Source organism: Ciceribacter sichuanensis, assembly GCF_024055605.1.
In the GTDB taxonomy this organism is placed as follows: Bacteria; Pseudomonadota; Alphaproteobacteria; order Rhizobiales; family Rhizobiaceae; genus Allorhizobium; species Allorhizobium sichuanense.
In genome coordinates, this window is the sequence record NZ_JAMXLX010000004.1 from 1 (window position 1) to 17980 (window position 17980).

A 17980-nucleotide genomic window follows, 5' to 3' on the forward strand; every position below is an offset into this window, starting at 1 on the left:
TAACCTGAACCGCCCGCACACGAGCCTCAACGGCTTGACCCCTTACGAGTTTGCAACCCGGTCCACACACGACCAGAACATGAACAGAGCTAACTTATAAACGCGGACAATCCGGGGAGCAGGTCACATGCTGCCTGTTTTTCCATAGCCATTTTCATTGCGAATTCACTGGGTGTGGCGTTGCCCAATGAAGAGTGCGGTCTGTTGCTGTTGTAATCCTCCCTCCATGCGGTGATGGCGGCGCGGGCTTGAGCGAGTGACGAGAACAGGGTCCTCGTTGAGGCATTCGTCGCGGAAGCTGCCGCGTTGAAGCTTTCGACGAAGCCGTTTTGCATCGACTTGCTGGGGGCGATGTCGTGCCATTCGACCTGTGTTTCCTGACACCATTTGAGAATGGCCATGCTGGTCATCTCCGTGCCGTTGTCAGAGAAAATCGTCATAGGCTTTCCCCGTCCGGCAATGAGGCTGTCCAGCTCGCGGGAGAGCCGTCCGCCCGACAGGGACGTGTCGGCGACCGGACACAGGCATTGGCGGGTAAAGTCGTCGACGATGGCCAGCACCCGAAAGCGGCGGCCGTCCGTGAAGGCGTCACTGACGAAGTCCAGGCTCATGACGTGGATGCGGCGGTAGCCGAAGCGACGGCGTTCGGACGCCACATTCTTCATCGCCTCACGAATGGACGCATCGTCAGGCCGCACGCTGCGATATCTTATGCTTGACCGATCAAACGATAGAACTTCTCACGCCCAACGCTGGCTCACCCCATGCTGCGCACAGATGTGGACCACCGCATCCCGCTTCACATCGGGCGTCACCATTTTCTTGAAGCGACATCCTTCAGGATCGCGTTGTCCAGCATGGCCTCGGCCAAAAGCTCCTTCAGCTTGGCGTTCTCGTCCTCGAGCGCCTTCAGCTTGCGGGCATCGTTCAGCGGGCAAATGATTCACTGGATCATTTGCTTTTCCGCTTCACCGTCCATGCCGCCATACTGCGGATTCGCCACTGAGCTTGAACCAGTGGCGCTTCCAGTGGCTCACTATTGGTAGAAGGTTGCATCCGAGATGCCGTGCTTGCGGAACACATCCGCCGTCTTCGCACCGTTCACCAGGGCTCACCCTGCTCATTCAATATCCCAATGATCTGTTCTTCGTGAACCGCAAACGCTTCATGCCCTCCGTCTCCTCAGGGTGACGGACCCAACCCAAATTTGGAGAAAGATCAGGGCCTCAGGTCAACACTGTCGAGCGAACAATCCGGCCGACAGCCTCAAATCGCAAGAACGCCCTCTTCGCGGGGCACGATGCAGGAGTGGGGAACTGGGCGACCATCGCCTCGCTCATCGAAACCCGCAAGCTCAACGCTGTCGATCCGTTCGCCTACCTGTCCGCCACACCTACCGCTATCGTCAACGGCCCGAGCAGAGCCAGATCGACGATGATCCTGCTAGCGAAAGGCTTCCCTCCGGAAAGCTCTCAGATCAGGCGTCGGTATGCTGTGCGAGGAAGTCGGCGTAAGTGAGCGCTATACCTGCCTTCAGGGACGTTTGGGCGGTCCATCCATATGACTTCATCTTTTCGACACTGAGCAATTTGCGTGGCGTTCCATCCGGCTTGGAGCCGTCATAGACAATCTCTCCGCCGAAGCCGACCACTTCCATGACGGTTTCCGCGAGTTGTCTTACGGTGACATCCTCACCCGTTCCGATGTTCAGCGGGCCTTCGTCGATTCCCGTCTCCATCAGAAAAACGCAGGCATCCGCCATGTCGTCTACATACAAAAATTCACGCATGGGCCTACCCGAACCCCATACGACCAGTTGGCTATCGCCGCGCAGCTTTGCCTCGTGAGCCTTGCGAATAAGCGCTGGAAGGACGTGGCTGTTGTTCAGGTCATAGTTGTCGTTCGGACCATAGAGATTGGTTGGCATAACGGAGTTGTAGTGTCGGTTATGCTGACGATTGTAGCTCTCGCACAACTTCAAGCCGGCAATCTTCGCGATTGCATAAGGTTCGTTTGTCGATTCCAGGGGTGCGGTGAGCAGGTACTCCTCCCGGATCGGCTGCGGACAATCTCTAGGATAGATGCAGCTTGAGCCGAGAAACAACATGCGCTGGACATCTGCCTGATGGGCAGCCTCAACGACGTTCGCCTCAATCATGAGGTTCTGATAGATGAAGTCGGCACGATAGACGTTGTTTGCATGGATGCCGCCAACTTTTGCGGCCGCCATAAAAATGTACTCGGGCTTCTCATGAAGGAGGAAGTCCGTAACGGCGCTCTGGTTTACGAGATCGAGTTCGTTGTGCGTCCGCGTAACAATGTTCGTGTATCCGCTCGCGCGGAGGCGTCGCACGATGGCGGACCCCACCATTCCGCGATGTCCGGCAACATAAATTTTCGCGTTCTTGTCCATTTTGTTACTCGTGATAGTCGTAGGCGGAGAAACCGTGCTTCTTCACAAGTTCATCGCGCTCTGCGGCCTTGAGATCATCGCGCATCATTTCGGCGACAAGCTCATGGAAAGTGATTTTTGGCACCCAGCCAAGCTTCTCCTTCGCCTTGGTTGGGTCGCCAAGCAGGGTCTCGACTTCGGTCGGGCGGAAATATCGCGGATCAACCGCGACGATGCACTTGCCGTTCGCGTCGTATCCCTTTTCATCGACGCCTTCGCCCTGCCAGGTGATTGCGATATCGATTTCCTTGGCGGCCGCATTCACGAATTCTCGCACACTATACTGAACCCCCGTCGCAATGACGAAATCTTCCGGCACTTCCTGTTGCAGCATCATCCACTGCATCTCGACGTAATCTTTTGCGTGACCCCAGTCACGCTTGGCATCAAGATTTCCGAGATAGAGACAGTCCTGCAGGCCAAGCTTGATGCGCGCCAGTGCGCGCGTGATCTTGCGGGTAACAAAGGTTTCACCCCGAACGGGGCTTTCATGATTGAAGAGGATCCCGTTGCATGCGTAGATGCCATAAGCCTCGCGATAATTCACTGTTATCCAGTAAGCGTATAGTTTTGCCACTGCATAAGGCGAACGCGGATAGAACGGCGTGGTTTCACGCTGCGGAATTTCCTGCACGAGTCCGTAGAGCTCTGATGTTGAAGCCTGATAGAAGCGTGTCTTCTTCTCAAGCCCGAGAATACGTATTGCCTCAAGGATTCTCAGAGCACCCAAGGCATCGGAGTTCGCGGTGTACTCCGGTTCCTCGAATGATACGGCAACATGTGACTGTGCAGCCAGATTGTAGATTTCGTCCGGCTGAACTTGCTGGATAATGCGTACCAGACTCGATGAATCCGTCATGTCGCCGTAATGCAGTACCAGCCGACGATCCTGATCGTGCGGATCCTGGTAAAGATGATCGATACGATCAGTATTAAACAGCGAAGAGCGGCGCTTGATTCCGTGAACCTTGTACCCTTTTTCCAGCAGCAGTTCGGCGAGATAGGAACCATCCTGGCCGGTAACGCCCGTGATCAGAGCTGTTTTTTGTTTTGCGTTCATAGCCGTCAATCTCCTCTCGATTGCCGCCTCTTGCACTCAACTCAAGCCAAAGGTAGGCGTCAAACGGGCAATTTTTCAATATGGGTTGCCTTTAGCGGAAAGAATACAGATCGTCCAGCCATGGGTGGAGAGGTGGGTGCCCACCGGCTTGTTGCTGCACAGATAGTCAGTTCTTCGGTCGTTTCGGTAATCGGCGACTCAATTGTGGAGTCGCGGGAAATCTTTGAACCGCCCCGGGTTTGCCAGAGGCTCCAACTTCTGAGCAAGTGGAGCCGATATGAGCAAGACAACGAACAAGTTTTCACCCGAAGTCCGCGCCCGAGCAGAGCGGATGGTTTTGGATAACCAAGGCGAATATTCCTCGCGATGGGCAGCGGTCTCCTCGATCGCCGCCAAGATCGGCTGCACGGCGCAGGCGCTCAATGAATGGGTGAAGAAGGCGGAAGTGGACGATGGTTTACGGCCCGGCCTGCCGAGTGATGTGGCCGAGAAGATGAAGGCCCTGGAGCGGGAGAACCGCGAGCTTCGTCAGGCCAACGAGATATTGCGCAAGGCGTCTGCTCATTTCGCCCAGGCGGAAGCTCGACCGCCCCTTCAAACGAAGATTTCGTTCATCGACGAACACCGTGGCGTGTTCGGGGTCGAGCCGATCTGCAGGCTTTTGCCGATTGCCCCGTCAACCTACTACGAGAACGTCGCCAAGCGTCTGGATGTGGATCGCCTGTCGGTCCGAGCCCGCAGCGACATTAACCTGAAGATCGAGATACGCGGGGTGTTCAATGAGAACTTCCAGGTCTATGGCGTGCGCAAGGTCTGGCGGCAATTGAAGCGGGAAGGCTTCGACATCGCCCGCTGCACTGTCGCTCGGCTTATCAGGGTAATGGGGCTGCGGGGCATCATTCGCGGCAAACCGATCCGCACGACGATCAGCGATAAGGCTGCTCCATGCCCACTCGACCGGGTGAACCGACACTTCTGTGCGCCAGCGCCAAACATGTTGTGGCTTTCCGATTTCACCTATGTGGCGACCTAGCAGGGCTTCGTCTACGTGGCTTTCGTCATTGATGCTTTCGCTCGCCGTATCGTCGGCTGGCGGGCACGCCGGACTGCTCATGCGGGTTCTGTGCTCGATGCCCTCGACCAGGCACCGCATGACCGGCGGCCCGTCTATCGTGGCGGGCTGGTTCATCATTGCGACCGCGGCTCGCAATATGTGTCCATTCGCTATTCCGAACGATTGGCCGAGGGGGGCATCGAGCCGTCTATCGGGAGTGTCGACGATTCCTACTACAACGCTCTCGCTGAAACGATCAACGGTCTTTACAAGGCCGAGGTCATCCATCGGCGAGGATCGTGGCGAAGCTTCGAAGCCGTGGAGTTTGCAACGCTGGAATGGGTCGACTGGTTCAACAGCCGCCGTCTTCTGGAGCCAATAGGCAACATACCGCCAGCCGAAGCCGAGGATAGCCTCCGACAAACCCGGTGCGGTTCAGTGCAATCCCTAGTTTTGGTCCGTGGTTGATCGATTTTTGGTATCAAGATTCCCTGAAAAATCATCATCGGTTGAACTTGGTCACCAGATTGACTAGCTTTTCGCCGCTTTTGCAGATTAGAAGGCGGCTGAAAATTGCTCCGTCTTGAGCTTGTCAGTTTGGGTACAGACTTGAAAACTTTTAGAGCGCGTCTTCTCCGGCATGTCCGTACAAGGTCTTCAGCGCGTCCGTCATGGAAGAAGATCATAGCGAGAGGTTCTCCGAATGCGGAGAAATCGGGACCATCGGTGCTTATTGCTACCAGCACCGGCTCGAATTGGCCTCTCAGTGGGTTTGAAAGCGTCTTGTCGGTTGCGCTGCAGCTGAGAGGTTGCAAGGTCACGGTCTTGCTGTGTGATGGCGTTCTCGCCGCCTGTCAGGAGTGTGACTTGCGGACACTTCCTGAAAGGCAACTCATTGCGAATGGGCCATCGCCACTTTGCTCCACTTGCGCGAAGCCCGCATCTGAAATGTTTCGGGAGGCGGAGATACCGCTCCTGTATTACAGCCAGTTCATTTCGGAAGCAGATCAGCGGGAAATCGATGACATTGTGGAAGGACTCGATGACGGCGTGTTGTCAGGCTTCTCGTGGCATGGTGTGCCGGTCGGTGAGCATGCGAGGGCCGGTGCTTTGCGCTATTACGGCTCGGGAACATTGGAAAACGAGGCGGGCGGCGGCGCCATCCTGCGTCGCTACTTGAAGGCTTCTATGCAAAGTGTTCGCGTCATGGAGAACCTGCTCACCTCACAGACCTTTGACAGAGTTGTCTTTCATCACGGAATCTACGTTCCGCAAGGTGCGGTCGGTGACGTCTGTCGCAAGTTCGAGGTTCCGGTGGTAAACTGGAATCTAGCCTATCGCGAGCGTTCTGTTCTCTTTAGCCATCATGACACTTACCATCGCTCGATGATTGCAGAGCCGAGTGAATCTTGGCAAACCCTTCCGTTTACGGAGCGCGATGAGACAGAAATCGTCGATTACATAAAGTCACGGCGCTCTGGCAGTAACGACTGGATTAGCTTCCAGAGTGAGAGGAGCGCGTCGCAAGATCCTTTCGAAGGTCTCGATATCGATTCGCAGAAGCCCGTTTTCGGGCTGCTGACCAATGTCATGTGGGACGCTCAGCTGCATTTCAAGGCGAACGCCTTCTCATCCATGCTGGAATGGCTCTATGAGACTGTCGACTATTTCCGGATGCGGACAGACATTCAGTTGCTGATCCGGATTCATCCGGCCGAGGTTCTGGGGAGCGTGCCTTCGCGGCAGAAGGTTTCTGACTTGCTCACGGCACGCTACGGTAGCCTGCCCGAAACCATCAAGATCGTGGAGCCAGATGATCCGCGAAACACTTATCTACTGATGGAGCGCTGTCGCGCGGTCCTCGTCTACGGTACCAAAATGGCGATCGAGTTGCCTTGCCTGGGCATCACCACCATCGTGGCCGGCGAGGCGTGGGCGCGTAACAAGGGATTTACGGTCGATATTAGTTCGAAAGAGAACTACGCGGAATTGCTGGCGGAATTGCCCGCTATCCCGTGTCTGACCGCCGACCAGATACGCCTCGCCCGTCACTATGCTCACTATCTGTTTTTTCGGCGCATGATCCCGTTGGGGTTTGCCGAAAAGCGCCATCGTCTGACGCCAGTCGCCTATAACGTTGAAACGCTCCAGTCGCTGCTGCCTGGAAAAGACGCGGGGCTTGACTGTCTGTGCAATGGCATCATGAATCTCACCCCCTTTGTCATGAGAGCAGGGGCTGAGAAGTGAGCGATAAAACCCTCTCAACCCTGGTTGTCCAGGACTATTGTCAGGTGGGCGGGGGCGCTGAGCGTCTGGTCAATATTTTGTGCAGGGATTTGCCAGACTGTGCACTCTGGACGTCGGGCGTATACGCGGACTTTCTTAGAAGTGGTGTAGGAGAAGACATCGAGGTGAAGGTTTTGGGGGAGCGCCTAGCATTCCTCCCGAGGCAGGCGCGAGCCATGTTTTCCTTCATGTTTCTCGGGCAATGTCTGCCCAAGGCTAGAAACGTCATTTACAGTGGTATCTTCGCCCCCTTGGCGGTGTCTGCGCAGCGCTCAGGAAAGCGAATATGTTATTGTCACACTCCACCCAAGTTTGCATTTGAGCAGAGTGAAAAGTACAGGCTTTCGTTCAACCTTTTCTTGCGACCGCTTTTTTCGCTCGGTGTTGCGGCTTATCGTCGAAAATACCTTCAAGCGATGCGTCGGATGGATCTCATCGTCACAAATTCGGCGAATGTTCAACGTCGCATCGACAAGTATCTGGGGCTTCCCAGCCACGTTATTTACCCGCCGGTGGATATTGATCTGTTTCGATGGATCTCTCAGGGAGATTTTTATCTTTCTCTGGGGAGGCTGGAACCGAACAAGCGTGTCGATCTTGTGGTTCAAGCCTTCCGCCAGATGCCGGACAAAAAGCTTGTTGTCGCGTCCGGTGGATCCCAACTTGAGCACATAAGGCGCCTTGCGGAGGGGGCACCCAACATCGCGGTTCTGGGTTGGGTGGATGACCAAAAGCTCGCAGAGCTGGTTGGCAGGTCGATTGCCTGCCTTTATCTCCCCGCTGACGAAGATTTCGGAATGTCCGCAGTCGAAGCCATGGCTGCTGGCAAGCCTGTGATCGCTGTCAATGAAGGGGGCCTTGTCGAGACTATTGTTGATGGGGAAACTGGTAATTTGCTTCCCGCAGCGTTTGGGGTTGCCGAAATTTGCCAAGCGGTTGAGGCGATGGACTGCAATAGGGCTTTGTCGATGAGGCAGGCCTGTGAAAAGCGCGCGAAAGAGTTTTCGAGGGTTCGCTTCATCGAGAATATACGGGCAATCCTGGAGCCGGATGAAACCTTGTAGTTCTTTGGCCCGGTCTTACGCTTTTGCCCCATCGTTTCATGATTGTTGACGCTGAGCCTTGTGGAGGTTTGGACAATGTCGATTTAAATGCTCGCATCTCCTCTCGGCGTCGGAGCCGGTATGCCGGCGAACATTTCGTTCGGCGCTTCGCTCAGGTCTCTCAGAAATCCGGAGGGTGTGATTTTCTGCCGATAGAAAATGTGACATCCAGCAGGAGAGACCTTATAAGCGAGAAAATGTTGAGGCACGTCCTCTTGTCCGAGCCGCGTTTTCTCGGAACCCTGCAGGCTTTAGATAAACGCGATCAATGTTCCCGATGAAGCAGGCGGGACTTTTTGCGTTACGGAGAGAAATAGTGAAGAAACTTTTGCGCGCGCTTTTTTCCAGAAGCGGTGTAAGCAAGATTACGAAGACTTGGAATGTGCACAGCAACTTTCCGAATTGGGGCGACCTTTTGGGACGCGACCATGTGGCTTCGCGAGGAAAAACGGGAACCGCCCCGAAGCAGAGGGTGTTGATTGCAACCAGTATCGGCGGTGACGCGCCATCGACCACACTGGAAAGCTTGATCGCCGTTGCTCTCATCGAGCGCGGGGCCGAAGCGGAAGCATTGCTCTGTGATGCCAGCCTTCCGGCTTGTCTTCGAGGAAATATCAACAATTACGAAGACCCGCAGGAATTCGTCGAGCATGGACCCAAGCTTAAGTATTGCGGAGGCTGTTTTGAGAAGAGCGAGGCATCCTTCGGATCAGCGGGCATCAAGGTTCATAAATATGGCTCCTATATCTCGGAGGCTGAAAAAGCACAGGCCGATGTGCTTAGCAGAGAGATAAGTTTTGATGACATCGGGCAATTCGAGTTAAATGGCCTAGCGGTTGGCGAGCATGCTCTTGCGGGGGCATTGCGCTATTTCGCAAGAGGTACGCTTGAGGGGCAACCGGATGCTGAGCCGGTGCTGCGCCGTTTCCTTAAGGGCTCGATCCTGACGGCCATCTCTGTCAGCAACCTGCTTGATCGTGAAAAATACGACGTGCTCGTATTTAGCCATGGCATTTACGTCCCGCTCGGCATTGTGGGCGAGGTCGCCCGGAAGAAGGGCGTCCGCGTTGTGAACTGGGTAACGGCCTATCGCAAGCAGCGCTTCATATTCAGTCATGGCGATACCTATCATCACACGATGATTTCCGAGCCCGTCGAGAGCTGGAGGAACATACCCTGGACGCCGGAGTTGGATAAGCGGGCCATGGACTATCTGGAAAGTCGTACCAAGGGGACGCGCGACTGGATCTGGTTCCACGAGAAGCCGGAAGAAGAGATGGCGGCGATCGCGCGCGAACTTGGGCTTGATCTGAACAAGCCGACAATTGGCTTGCTGACCAACGTCGTTTGGGATGCGCAGTTACACTTTAAGGCGAACGCTTTCCCCAACATGATTGTCTGGCTCCAGGAATCGATCAAGTATTTCGCCAAGCGCCCCGATTTGCAACTCGTCATTCGGGTGCATCCGGCTGAGATTCGCGGAACAGTCAAATCGCGTCAACGTGTGATGGATGAAATCCAGAAAGCGTTTCCGAACTTACCGCCTAATATTTTCGTGATTGCCCCGGAAAGCCCGATAAGCACTTATGCGGTCCTTGAGGTCTGTGACTCCGTCGTCATTTACGGCACCAAGACTGGCATCGAGCTAACGTCTCGCGGCATTCCTGTAATTGTCGCCGGCGAGGCGTGGATCCGCAACAAGGGTCTGACGTTGGACGCTCACAGCCAGAAAGAATACTTCGAGATCCTCGACAGCTTGCCGATAGGACATCGGCTCGACGAGGAGGCGCGCACACAAGCTCGCAAATATGCGTATCATTTCTTTTTCAGAAGAATGATCCCATTGCCAATGGTCGTGCCGAACGAGGGCTTTCCTCCTTTCAAGATCAGCCTTGCAAACGGCGCCAGCGACCTCGCGAAAGGCAAGAGCCTCGGTTTGGATGTAATCTGTGAAGGTATCCTTGAGGGCAAGGACTTCATTTACCCGGACGAAAAGAACATCGAGGTGCAGCTTGATTGATGTGCTGCGAAGGCATCTTGCCAGAATAGGGCGCAAAGTCAGGGCTTCCGCCAAGACTGCAATCGAGAGCAGTCCTGCGCGCCCTGTCGTTTCGAAGACGGGATTGTTTCAGGGGAATGTGGCACGCTCCCATCCTGCCGTGAAATGTGGAGAATCCATTCTCGACAAAGGCTTTGGCGTCGAATTCAGAACCGACAGGAATGAGCCCTGCGTCGAGATTGGGAATGAATGCATTTTGAAATGCAAGATCATTTTCGAAACGGATACTGGGTCCGTCAAAATCGGTGACGGATGCTATATCGGTGGCACACGGATAATATCCGCGCAATCGGTGGAGATCGGCAACTGGGTAACCATGGCCTGGGGAATTATGATCTACGACCATAATTCCCACTCTCTTGATTTCCGAGAAAGGATCAACGACCAGAAGCGGCAGCTGAAAGACTGGGGCTCTGGGAATTTTATTAGGAACAAGAACTGGGACGTCGTTGATAAGAAACCAATTCGCATCGGTGACTACGCCTGGATTGGTTTTGATGCGGTAATATTAAAAGGCGTGACAATCGGAGAAGGTGCGGTCGTGGGTGCGCGATCCGTGGTAACGCGTGACGTTGAGCCTTGGACTGTCGTAGCAGGAAATCCCGCCCAGGTGGTAAAGCGCCTGACTCCGGGTGAACCGCTGACGTCCGGCGATCTGAGTGAGATCTAGTTTCGCAGGAGATGGTGCGGGTGGAGAGTGTAATAGTTGTCGGCGCTGCGGGCTTTCTGGGTAAAGAAGTCTCCCGCCTTTGCCAGAAACAGGGACTGACGACGATCGGGGTGGACATCAACCCTCCCGAAGAGGGGGAACTCTTTTCCCGCTTTCATGTGGTCAAGCAAGGCGACCTCAATATCGGCTCAATTCTATCGAGCATTAAGCCTACCTATGTCATTAACCTCGCCGGCAACGCCGATGTGAGCCGTTCGGTGAAGGAACCCCGCTTCGATTTCAATCTGTCCGTGGACCTGTTTTCCAGTCTTCTGGAGCAGGTGCGTCAGTTGTCACCGGAAACCAAGGTCCTTCTAGCGTCGAGTGCCGCAATCTATGGGCAGCCACGTGAATTGCCCATTTTGGAAACTATGCAGCCTCGGCCCATTTCTCCTTATGGCTACCATAAGTGGATGTGTGAGTTGCTGACGCAGGAATATCACGCCATTTACGGAACAAGGGTTGCTGCCCTTCGCGTATTTTCCGCCTATGGCGCAGGGCTCAGAAAGCAGATCTTTTGGGACTTGTGCAGGAAGTGCGCTGTTGATAGGGAAATCCAGCTAAGCGGCGACGGAACGGAGTCACGTGATTTTATCCACGTGAACGACATAGCCAGCGCCATATTGTGCATCCTGCGCAACTCGCCGTTTTGCGGCGAAGCCATAAATGTGGCAAGCGGTCGGGAGACGTCCATCAGAGAAATTGCCGAACTCGTCATTGGAGGTTTCGGCATGGATTGCAGTTGCCTTTCGTTTTCAGGTCTTCAGCGAGCAGGGGATCCGAAGAACTGGCGAGCCGACGTATCTAAGTTGGGCACGCTCGGATTTACGCCGTCAATGGATCTGAAGCGAGGCGTCGCCAGCTACGTGGAGTGGTTTAGAAGTCTATGAAAATACTTGTTTATTTGACAGGCGGCGCGCACTGGCTTGGTGGAGTGCAATACACCAGAAATCTCCTGAAAGCGATCTGTTCTCTGCCGGTGGCAGAGCAGCCGGAGATTGTTCTGAAGATTGGCCGGAAGAATAAAGACCTGAATTTCGAGACGGAATTCAAAGGCCAACCGAACATCGTTCTGGATGGTCCTGTGCCTACGAAAAACGGAAAGCTTTCCCGTGGCATCGATTTTCTGCGCCGCGTGCTCCGGCGCTACATGTCTATGGATCTCCCAGGGGTGCTTATGCGCGCCGACGAGTGCAGCGTGGCTTTTCCCGTAAAAGGCCCAGGCGTGCTCGGAAGCGCTCAAAACGTCTACTGGATTCCCGATTTTCAGTACAAACATTTCCCGGAATTCTTCTCCGATGAAGAACGCCGCTCTCGAGATGAAATGTACAACAAAATGCTGTCCGAGGATGGCGTTCTTGTACTGAGTAGTGAAGCTGTACAAAGGGACTTTCTGAGATTTTTCCCCCAGTTTGCGGATAAGGCTGTTCGCGTTCTTCGGTTTTGCACAGTCATCGACAGCGCTGCTTTTTCCGCGGATGCCGCTGAGGTTTGCCGAAAATACGGTCTGCCGGAAAAATTCGTTTATCTCCCCAATCAGCTTTGGCAGCACAAAGGCTTCGAGACGGCATTCGAAGCCATTGGCATTCTGCGCGATCAGGGACTTGAATTGCCGTTGGTCAGTACCGGAAATAAAGACGATTATCGCAATTCGGGGCATTTCCAGCGCCTTGAAAGCATTCTGAAGGAGCATGGTGTCGAGCAGCAGATAATCATGCTGGGCATGATCCCACGTGAAGATCAGCTTCAGATCTTTCGCCGTGCTGCGTTGGTACTCCAGCCTTCCCGGTTCGAAGGTTGGAGTACTTCGGTCGAGGATGCCCGTGCTTTGGGCAAGCACATCGTCGTGTCCGATATCGACGTCCATGTGGAGCAGGATCCTCCGAACGCCACATTCTTCAAGACCGGGGACGCGAATGACCTGGCGGAAAAGCTCAAGGCCGTTTGGCATGTGTCCAGTGCCGGACCTGATGGCGAAATGGAAATGGCCGCCCGCCTAGCAGCCAAGAAGCGAGCTAGGCAATACGCGCGCGATTTTATCAAGATCATGACCGAGGTGCACGAGGCGCGTTGGGTGAAGAGCCTGAGTCGAGCAGAACAGGAACAAGAGTTCCTGAAGTTGGCGGCGCTGCACCAATTGTTGCCGGAAACACTGCGCTCCGATGCGGTGGGGCCGCGTTTCTCAAAATTGGTCCGGCATCGACGAGAGCTTTTCCATCCGGCCGGAAAGTATGCGCTCAAGCAGGTGGTCTCGACGACAGGACTGAGTCTCAATGTCAATATCGGCGATCACCTAGGCTGCGATCTTTATTATGGCATGTTCAATGAGCAATCCGAGTATGCTCTTTTCAACGCATTGATCAAACCGGGCGACGTTGTCATCGACGTGGGAGCCAATATTGGCCTCTACAGCTTGCTGGGTGCTCTCAGGGCCGGGCCGGGCGGCCGTGTTGTGGCGTTTGAACCCGCCCAGCGCGCGATAGACCTGCTACGGAAAAACATCACGGCCAACAAGCTCGATGCGCAGATAAATCTGCTCCCCATATGCGTCGGCTCGCAGAACGGCGTAACTTCATTCTATGAGGCGGAGCAGACCAGCTTCAGCGGGATTATAAATACCGGTCGTTCCGCGGTGGATAGCGTAAGGGAAGTTCCGGTACGGCGGCTTGATGATGTCCTTCCTGAAATAGGGATTTTGGAAATCGCCTTCATCAAGATCGACGTTGAGGGCACTGAAGCGCAGGTCCTTGAAGGCGCGGTGGGCACACTGGAGCGATCGGATGCGATCATTGAGCTGGAGATCTCCACCAAGAACAGCAATCCCGCAGAAAAAGAGGAGATGTTGGCGTGTCTCACGCTTCTCGAAGAGAAGCTTGGCTACGTTGCCTATTGCATTTCCGGTGACCTGAAGAGATTGGTCCGCTTTGGCAGCATGAGCGAAATTTTTGACGCTGCCGCAATTACGCGACGCAATAACTACTTTCTGGTTCGGAAGACGCACGATAAGGCAGCGTTGATCGAACGCACTTTCGCCGCCTGCCAACCATCGCTACTACGTCCGAACCAATTTTTCGGCGGCCGTTTTGCTGGCAAATTGTCGCGCAATGAACTCAAGGCGCTTCAATGGGCGGAACGAGAGCGTGGCATTTTGGCCATCGACAGAGCGGACAACGCGTTTAAGCGCAACGAAATGTTGTCACGATGATGTTCCCCCATCATCGGCGCCAACTCCGCGATAAAATCAGAAGAAACCAGACATGACACGAGAAACGATAATCCGTCCCCCCAATCTCTATGCTTTCGTTAGCTTTCGAGAGTTATGGTCTTATCGCGGCCTCTTGCGCTCAATGGTTCGGCGTGAGCTGAAATCCGAATTCAACCAACAGTATCTCGCCTATGTCTGGCCGATTTTTCGACCTGTTCTGATGGTGATTCTTTTCGGTCTTTTTCGTCATTATTCGCAGGCGAATACTGGGGTCGAAATTCCCTATCTGCTCTATGTCTATAGCGGCCTGATCCTCTGGTTCAAATTTACCGAAAGCGTCCAGGACACCTCTTCATCGGTCAAGCGGAATGCAGGTTTGATCAAGAAAGTGTACTTCCCAAAAATCCTTTCACCACTAAGCTCGATCCTGTCGAATCTAGTGACGTTTTCGATAAGCGCGATTCCGCTGGTCATCATGATGATCTTCTTCAACACATTTCCCGGTTGGAACGTGTTACTGCTGCCGTTGGTCATATTGCAGTTGGCTCTTATGACCCTTGGCGTCGGTTGCATTTTCGCTGTCCTGGGCCTTGGCAACGGTGACTGGGATCGCTTCTTGGGACATTTGCTGTATATCGGCTTGTTTGTGTCCCCCGTTATCTACGCACCTGCAATGATGCCCGCAGACGCCCAATTTTTCTATTCCCTGAATCCGATGGTCGGCCTTCTCATGGCATTCCGGGCAACGCTATTTGCGGATTTCGCACTGCCGGTAAATTTGTGGCTTTATTCGATGGCGTTCACTGTGGTTGTGGCGCTGCTTGGTCTGGCGGTTTTCTATCGCCGTGAAAAATACATTGTCGACAGGTTGTAGTCATGAGTGAAACGGTCGTTACTGTAACAGGCCTGGGAAAATCATACCCACTCGCCCAAAACCTAGCTGGTAAAGAAAAGAAGAAATTCTCGCTGCCGCGATTGATTGGTTCGCGGCAATCGGAGGAGAACATTCATTGGGCGCTGAAGGATGTATCCTTCTCGGTGAATCGTGGCGAGCGCATTGGAATCGTCGGTCGCAACGGAGCGGGAAAGTCCACCCTGCTCAAGATCATGTCGCGGGTGACTTATCCGACGACGGGCGAGATACGGATCAAGGGAACTTTGACCTCTCTGCTCGAAGTCGGAACCGGCTTCAACGACAACCTGTCCGGCCGGGAAAATGTCTTTCTCAATGCGTCGCTTTATGGCCTTTCGCGCGAACGGACCCGGGAAAGATTCGACGAGATCGTTGAGTTTTCCGGGGTGTCGCGCTTTATCGATACGCCATTGAAACACTACAGCAGTGGCATGCGCATGCGGCTTGCCTTCTCTGTAGCAGCTCACCTCGATCCAGACATCCTGTTGCTTGATGAAGTCCTGGCCGTAGGCGATATGGCCTTTCAGCGAAAATGCCTTGAACGCGTTGATGATCTCACGTCGCGAGGACAGACGCTGTTTTTCGTTTCGCACAGCATGGATTCGGTCATGCGTTATTGTGATCGCTGTCTGTGGATCGAAAACGGCCAGCTACTCAAGGATGGTGACGCCGGAGAAGTCATCGAGGCTTATGTTGAGGCAGTTCTGAACGTTAAGTCCTCACTGGTACGTCCAACTCTGACCGACGCCGAAGGTAATCCTGCGTCGTCGGAGAGAAGTCCTGTCGTTGCTGCGGAAGACCGGCATGAAAACGTCGGAGATGGCACGCCAGAGAATTCGGGCAATGCACATCTGATGTCCGCACGCATTATCGATGAAGCCGGCGAGGATAAGACCCTATTCCATCTCAATGAGAAGATTGGAATAGAAATGATTTATTCCACTACGGGATCCAATACGTTTATTCCGGGCATCCATGTTTATTGCCCATTGGGCACGCATATTTTCAATGCCGTTCCGACCGGCTATGACATTGCCCATTATGCCAAGGATCGCCCGACTGTTATTCGTTCGGTCGTCTGGGTCCCCAAGCACCTCCTCAATATCGGCACCTATTCCGTATCGTTGATGGTCTTCAATCCCTTCGACTCCCCTTTTAGGCGGTTCTTCCAGCATGAGAGGATGCTGTCGTTCCATTGTGTGGAAGCACCGTTGGGTGAGGTCTCCGCTCGTGGAGGTATGCCGCGGCCGTTTCCTGGTCCCATCCGGCCCATGCTTGATTGGACAGTGGAGGATCAACGGCAATAGTGGTGCCAATCACTGGCCCGCGCTCGCAAGCCAGATCAAAGGTGCCCTTTTACACCGATCATTGGGCGGCGGACAAAGTTTGACAGCCTATTGTTCCTGGGATATACGGCGGCAGCTTGAAGGATTGCTCTCCCCGTTAAGTCGACGCGGTTATTTGGAGTTTGACGCCGAAATTCGGATTAGGCGGTAAATCTGGCAGTTCTCGCCCGGATTGAGGTTCGTATGTCAAATAAAATCAGTATGTTCGACGATCGATACTATATCGAGATCAACGAAGCACGTTGGTCGATGGCGGAAGGTGTGCTCGATCGGCTGAAGGGTATCGAGCGGTGTTTCGATGTGGGTTGTGGACCCGGTTGGTTTTCGGAGCGTCTGGCTGCACGCGGGCTGAATGTCTGGGGCGTCGATGGACGTCCGGAACTGGCCGAAGCTGCGGCATCGAGGGTACCCGAGGCGACGTTTTCAGCTCTTGATATCACCGATCAGAGTGTTGACCTTGGCGGTAAACAGGCTGATCTGGTTTTCTGTTTTGGTCTTCTCTACCACTTGGAAAACCCTTTCGCTGCTATCCGCAATCTGTTTCGTATGACGGAGAAGTATCTCTTCGTAGAGACACAGGTCGCGCCCGGAAAAGGCAATGATCTGATAATCATTTCCGAGGGACGCAATCACACGCAAGGGCTGCATTTTCATGCGATTGTTCCGTCGCGAAACGCGCTCCTGAAAATGTTCTATGTTGCGGGATTTTCTTCGGTTCATAGATACGTTGGAACTGTCGACCACTCGGATTTTGTTGACAGTAGTGAACGTTTGCACCGCAGAGAAATCTTCATGGTAACTAAGAATGTCGAATTTTCGGACGAAAGCTTCGTGCACGAACCGGATCCCACAACTCCAAAGATAGACTACTCGATATGAAGCTCTCCGTTGTTCTCGGTACATACAATCGCCTCGATCAGGTTCAGCGCTGCATTGAAAGTATTGTGCGTGAGACAAGAACTCCGACTAAGATCTACATTACCGATGCAGGTTCTACCGATGGTACGGTCGAGTATCTTCAGTCCATTGCTTCCGAAACTATTATTCCGGTTCTGGTCGGGAAAAAACTAGGTCAGGCGAAGGCCTACAACGACGTCTTTGACATCGTCGATACCAAGTATGTCTGCTGGTTGAGCGATGACAACGAGGTCGTCGACGGAGGGTTGGACTGCGCGGTTGAGATTCTGGAAGGCAACTCAGCCATTGGCATGGTCGCATTGAAGACTACGGACGTGCAGGGACCGTTCGTTGATGCTCCCTATATCGGAGGCATTTCTTCCATCGGAATTCTGAATGTGAATCAGGGGGTATTGCCAACCAAGGTGATGAAGCAGGTTGGTGGTTTTTCAGAAGAGTTCCGTGACTATGGAATCGACTCCGCCTTGACTGCCGAAGTTCTACATTCCAACTACGATGTGGTGTACACGAAGCAAATAGCTCTTCATCATTACCGCAACTGGAGTGAGGATCCGAGGTCTGAGAACTATCAGTGGCTTCAGGCGCGTCAGATCGCTATGCGGGAGCGTTACGAGAAGACTTACGGCGCCGATGGCGGACAAGAGCAGGGTGCTTATCGCCTCAAGAAAGAGCTTGCAAAGCGCCTGAAGACATCGCTTACAACCAGTCGGGTTGGCAGGTCGCTTAGGAACTCCGCCTTTGCGCGCACCAGTATTAACGTTCTGTCGGGCCGTTACATTAGCCTGTTCGACCCAATCCTGACGTTGGGCAGAAAATACCATTTGGTACAGAGCCGCGGAAAAAATTGAACTGATTCGATTCATGGATCGGTTGGC

General features: G+C 53.8%; 13 protein-coding genes, 2 pseudogenes and 1 other annotated feature. Of the genes and pseudogenes, 12 read left to right on the plus strand and 3 right to left on the minus strand.

What is annotated here, in order from left to right:
* Positions 1-89: 89 nt before the first annotated feature.
* Entirely contained in the window at positions 90-698 is a 609-nt protein-coding gene (locus tag NBH21_RS13075; protein WP_250914243.1) for an integrase core domain-containing protein, read from the minus strand.
* A gap of 535 nt (positions 699-1233) precedes the next feature.
* On the opposite strand from NBH21_RS13075, the pseudogene NBH21_RS13080 reads away from it, so the two are divergent.
* Positions 1234-1518, plus strand: a pseudogene (locus tag NBH21_RS13080) (hypothetical protein); the annotation flags it as partial.
* On the opposite strand, the gene fcl reads toward NBH21_RS13080, so the two are convergent.
* Together fcl and gmd are read right to left on the minus strand one after the other, a co-directional pair.
* Positions 1478-2413, minus strand: coding sequence for a GDP-L-fucose synthase (gene fcl, locus NBH21_RS13085; protein ID WP_250914242.1), 936 nt, complete (start codon positions 2411-2413; stop codon positions 1478-1480). The pseudogene NBH21_RS13080 and the gene fcl overlap by 41 nt on opposite strands.
* Positions 2414-2417: 4 nt before the next feature.
* The gene (gene gmd / locus NBH21_RS13090) at positions 2418-3512 is read right to left on the minus strand and encodes a GDP-mannose 4,6-dehydratase (protein WP_250914241.1); all 1095 of its coding nucleotides are present in this window, start codon (positions 3510-3512) and stop codon (positions 2418-2420) included.
* A 277-nt stretch (positions 3513-3789) separates the two neighbouring features.
* Between gmd and NBH21_RS13095 the strand changes: the two are divergent.
* The 11 genes and pseudogenes from NBH21_RS13095 to NBH21_RS13145 all read left to right on the plus strand — a co-directional run bounded on the left by NBH21_RS13095 (position 3790) and on the right by NBH21_RS13145 (position 17953).
* Positions 3790-5034: pseudogene (locus NBH21_RS13095) on the plus strand (IS3 family transposase).
* Positions 4071-4188 (plus strand) — a sequence feature (AL1L pseudoknot). (Overlaps the previous pseudogene by 118 nt.)
* A gap of 399 nt (positions 5035-5433) precedes the next feature.
* On the plus strand, positions 5434-6813 hold the full coding sequence (locus NBH21_RS13100; RefSeq protein WP_250914240.1) for a capsule biosynthesis protein: 1380 nt from the start codon (positions 5434-5436) through the stop codon (positions 6811-6813).
* Positions 6810-7916, plus strand: coding sequence for a glycosyltransferase (locus NBH21_RS13105; RefSeq protein ID WP_250914239.1), 1107 nt, complete (start codon positions 6810-6812; stop codon positions 7914-7916). The genes NBH21_RS13100 and NBH21_RS13105 overlap by 4 nt, the downstream gene beginning before the upstream one ends.
* 355 nt (positions 7917-8271) lie before the next feature.
* Complete coding sequence (locus NBH21_RS13110) at positions 8272-9975, plus strand: capsular biosynthesis protein (protein ID WP_250914238.1); 1704 nt, start codon at positions 8272-8274, stop codon at positions 9973-9975.
* A gap of 370 nt (positions 9976-10345) precedes the next feature.
* Positions 10346-10684: an acyltransferase gene (locus NBH21_RS26240; protein WP_425340428.1), complete on the plus strand. Its 339-nt coding sequence runs from the start codon at positions 10346-10348 to the stop codon at positions 10682-10684.
* 20 nt (positions 10685-10704) lie between these two features.
* Entirely contained in the window at positions 10705-11613 is a 909-nt protein-coding gene (locus NBH21_RS13120; RefSeq protein ID WP_425340416.1) for an NAD-dependent epimerase/dehydratase family protein, read from the plus strand.
* Positions 11610-13928 carry an FkbM family methyltransferase gene (locus NBH21_RS13125; protein ID WP_250914236.1) on the plus strand — a complete coding sequence of 773 codons (2319 nt, stop codon included), beginning with the start codon at positions 11610-11612 and terminating at the stop codon, positions 13926-13928. The genes NBH21_RS13120 and NBH21_RS13125 overlap by 4 nt, the downstream gene beginning before the upstream one ends.
* A gap of 52 nt (positions 13929-13980) precedes the next feature.
* Entirely contained in the window at positions 13981-14802 is an 822-nt protein-coding gene (locus NBH21_RS13130; protein WP_250914235.1) for an ABC transporter permease, read from the plus strand.
* 2 nt (positions 14803-14804) lie between these two features.
* Complete coding sequence (locus NBH21_RS13135; RefSeq protein ID WP_250914234.1) at positions 14805-16148, plus strand: ABC transporter ATP-binding protein; 1344 nt, start codon at positions 14805-14807, stop codon at positions 16146-16148.
* A gap of 222 nt (positions 16149-16370) precedes the next feature.
* Entirely contained in the window at positions 16371-17066 is a 696-nt protein-coding gene (locus tag NBH21_RS13140; protein ID WP_250914233.1) for a class I SAM-dependent methyltransferase, read from the plus strand.
* Entirely contained in the window at positions 17063-17953 is an 891-nt protein-coding gene (locus tag NBH21_RS13145; RefSeq protein ID WP_250914232.1) for a glycosyltransferase family 2 protein, read from the plus strand. Before NBH21_RS13140 ends, NBH21_RS13145 begins: the two co-directional genes overlap by 4 nt.
* The last annotated feature ends 27 nt before the right edge of the window (positions 17954-17980 follow it).